General features: G+C 32.0%; 11 protein-coding genes. 5 read left to right on the forward strand and 6 right to left on the reverse strand.

Going from position 1 to position 5,732, the window contains the following annotated elements; translation table 11 throughout:
• Positions 1-156 precede the first annotated feature (156 nt).
• Positions 157-654, reverse strand: a complete 498-nt coding sequence (locus tag BZK14_RS07305) for a hypothetical protein (protein ID WP_077925873.1) — start codon at positions 652-654, stop codon at positions 157-159.
• Positions 655-786: 132 nt separating this feature from the next.
• Complete coding sequence (locus tag BZK14_RS13300) at positions 787-951, reverse strand: plasmid mobilization protein (RefSeq protein WP_171973665.1); 165 nt, start codon at positions 949-951, stop codon at positions 787-789.
• Between the two features lie 111 nt (positions 952-1,062).
• Here BZK14_RS13300 and BZK14_RS07310 point away from each other — a divergent pair, with 111 nt between their 5' ends.
• The 5 genes from BZK14_RS07310 (at position 1,063) to BZK14_RS07330 (ending at position 4,586) form a co-directional block, all read left to right on the forward strand.
• Positions 1,063-1,377, forward strand: coding sequence for a helix-turn-helix domain-containing protein (locus BZK14_RS07310; RefSeq protein WP_077925874.1), 315 nt, complete (start codon positions 1,063-1,065; stop codon positions 1,375-1,377).
• Entirely contained in the window at positions 1,367-1,681 is a 315-nt protein-coding gene (locus tag BZK14_RS07315; RefSeq protein ID WP_077925875.1) for a hypothetical protein, read from the forward strand. The genes BZK14_RS07310 and BZK14_RS07315 overlap by 11 nt, the downstream gene beginning before the upstream one ends.
• A gap of 764 nt (positions 1,682-2,445) precedes the next feature.
• Positions 2,446-3,024, forward strand: coding sequence for a hypothetical protein (locus BZK14_RS07320; protein WP_143691398.1), 579 nt, complete (start codon positions 2,446-2,448; stop codon positions 3,022-3,024).
• 236 nt (positions 3,025-3,260) lie between these two features.
• Positions 3,261-4,259, forward strand: a complete 999-nt coding sequence (locus tag BZK14_RS07325; protein ID WP_077925877.1) for a tyrosine-type recombinase/integrase — start codon at positions 3,261-3,263, stop codon at positions 4,257-4,259.
• Positions 4,260-4,352: 93 nt separating this feature from the next.
• On the forward strand, positions 4,353-4,586 hold the full coding sequence (locus tag BZK14_RS07330; protein ID WP_077925878.1) for a hypothetical protein: 234 nt from the start codon (positions 4,353-4,355) through the stop codon (positions 4,584-4,586).
• 51 nt (positions 4,587-4,637) lie between these two features.
• On the opposite strand, the gene BZK14_RS07335 is transcribed toward BZK14_RS07330, so the two are convergent.
• Genes BZK14_RS07335 through BZK14_RS13595 form a run of 4 tightly spaced genes read right to left on the reverse strand, consistent with a single transcriptional unit; the run spans position 4,638 to position 5,617 of the window.
• Positions 4,638-4,871: a hypothetical protein gene (locus tag BZK14_RS07335; RefSeq protein ID WP_077925879.1), complete on the reverse strand. Its 234-nt coding sequence runs from the start codon at positions 4,869-4,871 to the stop codon at positions 4,638-4,640.
• Complete coding sequence (locus tag BZK14_RS07340; RefSeq protein WP_077925880.1) at positions 4,868-5,122, reverse strand: hypothetical protein; 255 nt, start codon at positions 5,120-5,122, stop codon at positions 4,868-4,870. The genes BZK14_RS07335 and BZK14_RS07340 overlap by 4 nt, the downstream gene beginning before the upstream one ends.
• Positions 5,122-5,502, reverse strand: a complete 381-nt coding sequence (locus BZK14_RS07345) for a Y16D family protein (protein WP_077925881.1) — start codon at positions 5,500-5,502, stop codon at positions 5,122-5,124. Before BZK14_RS07345 ends, BZK14_RS07340 begins: the two co-directional genes overlap by 1 nt.
• On the reverse strand, positions 5,495-5,617 hold the full coding sequence (locus tag BZK14_RS13595; protein ID WP_281249102.1) for a hypothetical protein: 123 nt from the start codon (positions 5,615-5,617) through the stop codon (positions 5,495-5,497). The genes BZK14_RS07345 and BZK14_RS13595 overlap by 8 nt, the downstream gene beginning before the upstream one ends.
• Positions 5,618-5,732: the final 115 nt, after the last annotated feature.

Genomic DNA, 5,732 nt, shown 5'->3' on the forward strand with positions numbered 1-5,732 from the left:
TATACTCAATACTTGGATTGAAATTTGATAGCTCAAAAGTACTTTTGACATAACCATGAGGCAAAGCAAAGAAATCATCTGCATTCTTGTGATAGATATTGCCTTGGTAAACCGCATAATCAGGATAAACATATGTTTGAATCTCAGTAAAATAACCTACATACGGTATGGTTTGTACTGTTTTAATAATGGTGCTTGATCCAAAAATATTCTATTTAATTGCTCAGCGTTGCCTGTATAAATTGCACCTGAAAGCGTTGCCATGATTTTTTGTTTGAAATCTGATTTACCTGCCAATTGCTTTGCCGTAAATGCACTTTTGGCTTTTTTCGTCTTAGATTGTGCAATTTCTAAGTAATAAATACATTCTTCCGAACCTGATTCCACTTGTGAATATAGAATTGTGATAGAACAATTGGCTATTTCACTTAATGCAATATGCTTCGTGAATGTGTTTAATTCAATTGTAGAATCAATAATTTTTAATTTAGTATCATCAACAATACACCAATAGCTTGTATAGCCAATGGTGACGTAAAAGGCTAAATCTGAAGTATTTGATTGCCACTTTTTAAAACATTCTTTCACCAAAGCCGTATTTGTTAATAGCTCCGGATTATATTGTTTGTTGTACCGTTCTTTTTTCTCTGACATGGACTTTCCTATATTTCAGGCAAAAGAATCCCGTAATCACTAAAACCAGAGTTTCAGTAATTGATTGATAAAATTTAGATAAAAAAATCCCCTAGCTAATTAAAGCTATATTGATCTTTTAAAAATGATTACTTAAACGTTATATTGATCTGCTTCATTTTTAAGAAGCAAATAACAATATGTAGATAGTGCCAATCCTTTTTGATTAGCTAATAACTGCAATTTTTCAGCATCTTCAGGCTTAACACGAATATTTATGACTTTTGTTCGTTTACTTGGCTCTACATCTGATTTCATATAAACTTATCTCCTCAGTTATACCTATTTGATAACTCTTTCAAGCCTCAAGAGAGGCTTCATAGATGCATTATAGTATACAAACTTATAAATTCAAGGATTTTTTATACAATGTTAGAATTTCCAAAAAGACTCACTCAAATTCGTGAGCAAGCTGGTTATAGTGTTGAAGAGTTTGGAGTACTTGGTGGTGTAGGTAAAGCTACACAATATAACTATGAAAAAGGTACACGAAAGCCAGATATAGAATACCTAGAACGATTAGCAACCTTAGGCTATGACATTCTTTATATCATTACAGGTAAAGCATCCGATTCCTCATTAAACCCAAATGAGGCACAATTAATTGAACTATATCGTCAAACTAGCCTCCCTATTAAACAAGCAGTAATGCGAGTTTTAGGTAGTGATTTAAATGAAGATTGAGAAAGAAAGAACTATGAAACAACACCACATCAAAGAACAGTTGACTGTACCTACGAAGGTAGTGAAAGAAAATATTTTTGAAGATCATAAAAGAATTATGACCATTTTCATTATTATTGGCACTCTTCTTTTATTCTCTATGACAGTATTCGCATTTTTCGGTACCCAATTAAATCATACTATTAAGATCATATATTTATGTATCATACCAGTCATCATTATCCTTAGTTGGTTATTAAATCAATGGCTACAAAGAAAAATGATCACAAAAGAATTGCATTACAAAGAATTATTAAAAAAGTAATACGATATTTTATATCTCTATCGGAAACTCATTACAAGCTAACAACTGCGCAAAACTATAAATAACTCTTTAATATTTAAAGAGTTATTTGTAATTATTTTTTCTAACATCATCTAACAAATATTACATATTCTCTTACACAATTGATTTTAAAGAATAATTTTCTAGATATTTGTTGGAAGAATTTTCTAACAATGTTAGAAGTTGTAATAAAATTATCTAACAGATAAATATTATAGTAATTAATAAGTTATATAAGATAAATAGCTTTTGTTAGATTGTAATGAGTTTCCGATGCATATTAAAAATATTTCAAGCTCTTAAGACCTCATGTACAAATTAATAGAGCCAGAAACAGAATAATTAAAGACCATATATATCGGCTAAAGAACAGATAGCTATCTTATTGGCTCTTCTTTATCAAAAATCGTTAGATTTGCTCCATAAGGGGTTTTAGGGGCTTCCCCTAAGCACAGAGGTATGTTTCAAGATGCGAAGCATTTTGTAAACATTCCTTGTCGTGCCTTCCTATATCTTCGGTATTTATACATAAAAACTAACATAATCCTATCAAATCTCTTAGGTGCCTAAAAGCTTCATTTAGATTCAATTTGGCTCAATGAAATAGAGTAACTATGCATAAAAACAGATATAAGCATCAACTGATTACAAATAGAAACAAAAAAATTCACAAAGATTCATAAAGAGCCAAAAAGATTCTTTTTTGCTAAAATGGAGCCCATGATTTATAACATTCAGGAAAAATGATGAAAAAACTTTATGATGAACTATTGGAAAATGCACAAGACAATGACTCGTTTATTTTGAGACATAGTCTATCTAAGTTTGTGAGATTAAATTTTGATTTAATAGAAAAATTATTGCCAATGATCTCAATGAAGTTGTTATGCGAGATGTTATCAAATGACACAAAGGTTCTAATTAATTACAGTTCGTTTAAAACAGCGTGTAATAGGACTAGTAAGAATAAACATACTAATAATCTTGTTACCCTCACTGATACCGCTACATTAAGCAACAATCCTATACATGCAATACCTAATGGCTCTAATAGTCAACAATCAATTCAGAGTAATATAGAAAAGGATCATGATCTTTCAGATATTGAAAAGAACCTTCGAGCAAATAACATGGATTCAGTAACCATTAAAATGGTTCTAGACAGTAAAGCAACTTGGGATGACTTATGTAAAGCATGCCCTGAATTAAAATCGTTAAATCCTCTTTATAGAATGAATAAAGATAGAAAGATTAGACAATATCTCAAACAGCTCAACCTAGAAGAGCATATGAAATTATTAAAGCCTTATACTGATAAATAAGAATCTGACCAAAAACTACGCACTTTTCTGAACAGTTTTCTGAACAACTGAACCTATAGGCACAAAAAAGCCCGCTGTTTAGCGGGCTTTAGAGCTTTTGTTTGGTACCGAAGGAGGGCAAATAAAGGATATTTAATGATGCCTCATGATACTAAAAAGCAGTAGTATCAATGTTTTTCGGTATCATGTAGTATCATAGAAAATCATCTATAGTGATCAAATAGGGGCTTTTTAAAATGGGATCAGTGCAAAAACGTGGCGAGAAATATTATGCTCGCGCAAAACTTACACACAACTATATCACTAAAACAAAAGGTAAATCATTTGATACTCAAGCTGAAGCATGGGCATGGGTAGAACGTACTGAAAAAGATATGCGCCTAGGAGAACGTGAAGAAGTTGATGAAACCAAAACTTTAAAAGATGCGTTGATACGTTATATGAAAGAAGTATCACCGACAAAAGAAAGCAGCGATTGGGAAATCACAAAGATCAAATCATACTTGAATCAAGATTATTGCCCGCTACATTATCCACTTGTCAAAATCACACCACGCGTAATGCGAGAATGGCGTGATAAACGAGATGTGTCCAACTCTACTAAAAATAGAGAAATGACATTATTCAGCGCACTTTTTCAAACGTGCATAGAAGATTGGATGTGGATGCAAACAAATCCTGTTCGTTCAGTTCGTAGATTAAAAGAACCTGAACATCGTGATCGTCGTTATGCTGAACATGAAATAGAATTGATTTTAAATAATTTAGGCTTTGAAGAAAATAAAACACCGACAACGCAAAAAGGCGTGGTTGCTATTATCTTTTTGATTGCACTTGAAACAGCCATGCGACAAAGTGAAATTGTTAAAACGACATGGAACAATGTTTTTTTGAGTGATAAATACTTGAGAATCCCAAATTCTAAAAATGGTTTCCGTCGTAATGTGCCACTTTCTCGCAGAGCTGTTGAATTATTTGAAATGATGAATCCAAAGCGTTCAGGTTATGTATTTGATATTACTGCTGATGTAGTGAGCACAACATTTAGAAGAGCTGTGAAAGAATGCGAAATAGTTGATCTAACATTTCATGATACAAGGCATGAAGCATGCACACGATTGGCAAGAAAATTAGACGTTTTGGACTTAGCCAAAATGACTGGGCATCGTGATTTAAAATCATTGATGATTTACTACAATCCAACTGCTAAAGAATTAGCTGATAGGTTGGGATAACCTCTTGAAATTTAAAAAACATCACCCACTATCACAATTCGCATTAAGATTAGTCTTAATATTATAAATTTGATAAAAAGTGAGGTATTAATAATGTCTGGTACTCCTGCAGGAAAAAAAATTAGCACCGTTCAAGATCATGAGTTAAATTATTTCTTACAAAAAAATGGTTACAAAGAAAGTGAAGATAATCGAAATAAATTAATTGATATCATCAATGATGTAATTAAACCTCATTATGATAAAAAATCATCTGATCACTTAGATCAAAATGATATCAATGATTATTTTGAATCACACAAAGAAGACTTTGAAGATTTAGAATAAATTTCATCTTGTTAAAATCATAAAAAAAGCCCGTAAGGGCTTTTTTACTGTCTAAATTTTCCTAAACAACATCACATAACGCTGTGCAATTTTCACAGGATTATCATACATCTGATCAATACAACGATCAGCTTCATCACGTGAATTGAAGGGCCAACGGATTTTAATCAGAGATCCATTGATTTTGGCATTGGCTTTCACTGTCACTTGGCCATTGCTGAATAGTTTTGAGATCATAAAAAATTCAGCTGTTTTTACTTGTTGTTTTTTAACCTGGTTCTTCATAATCTGCTTTCCTTCTCTTCCAACATCTGAATCAAAACACCCTTGTGATAAGCATCCATCAAGCCATTGCGATTGAACTGATCTATGTGTTTGATGCCTGCCAAACTGATTTTTGATACGTTATAAAGAAATTGGCCATCAAAGCTTTTGGTTTTGTTTCGATTCAACATATAACCGTGATCATTCAACAATTTCTTGATCGGATTGTTGATGATGTATGACGTTTTGTCGCGTTTATCTGCCATGCTCATTAATACAAATCCTCAGTTGTTAAATCTCTATCTTTATAAAAGTTCTGTAAACTCAAAATATCAGAAACAATACAGTCTAATACTTCTTGACGTTCTTCGAGCTGGCTACACTTGAAATATTCATTTTCTTTCTCAATAATAACTTTTAATTGACCCGCATTAATTGCAATATTCATAGCTTCTTTTGGATCAACAAAACGACCTGAATTAGTCATAAACCCATGTTTTTCAGAATAAATATTATTATCATAAAGTGAAGAAAATATAGGATTGTCTCTTATTGATTGATAATCAACACCACAAAGAATACCAATTGCACATTCACCACCCATTGAATATTTAACTTCAATTGCTGCGCATACAATTTTTTCATTACTCATAAAAACCTCTCCCCAATTCTAAATGTTGTTTAACTGCTTCCAAGTGTGCCAATTCATAAGTTTGTGCAGCTATGATGTATTCATAGCTACCCAATTTAATTGTGAAGTTTTGCATTAACCCGCCTTTGCTTTTTCAAGTCGTTGAATGCGTTTTTTGGCATCTTTGATTTCATCAACGATTGTTTTATAAGCTTTAGATTGCTGTTTTCTGTTGCTGAATAGATCATCTT

It is taken from the genome of Wohlfahrtiimonas larvae (genome assembly GCF_002006755.1).
In the GTDB taxonomy this organism is placed as follows: Bacteria; Pseudomonadota; Gammaproteobacteria; order Cardiobacteriales; family Wohlfahrtiimonadaceae; genus Wohlfahrtiimonas; species Wohlfahrtiimonas larvae.